General features: G+C 69.5%; 1 pseudogene. It reads right to left on the bottom strand.

The window, feature by feature from the left end:
• Nucleotides 1–249, bottom strand: a pseudogene (locus OWC43_RS23435) (phage minor tail protein L); the annotation flags it as partial.

Here is a 249-nt window from a genome sequence, read left to right as displayed (position 1 = left end):
ACACGTAGATGTCCTGGGCGTAGGCCGCCTGCGGATCCGGGGTCGGCCCGCCGTCGAGGAACTGGGCATAGGTGCGGGTGCGGATCAGCCGCGCGCCGATGAGGTCGTCGTGGAGCGCGGCGGCCGAACTCATCACGCGCGTCACGTTGGTAATCGAGAGGGTCGGCTGCGGGATCGCCCCATCGGCCGTCATCTCGAAGCCCTCGCAGGTCACGTCGAGCGGGGCGTAGGTGATGCCGCGGAAGCGGA

Source organism: Methylorubrum sp. POS3, assembly GCF_043352485.1.
Lineage (GTDB): Bacteria > Pseudomonadota > Alphaproteobacteria > Rhizobiales > Beijerinckiaceae > Methylobacterium > Methylobacterium suomiense.
Note: the sequence above shows the minus strand (reverse complement) of the source record. Positions and strands in the feature narration are given on the sequence as shown.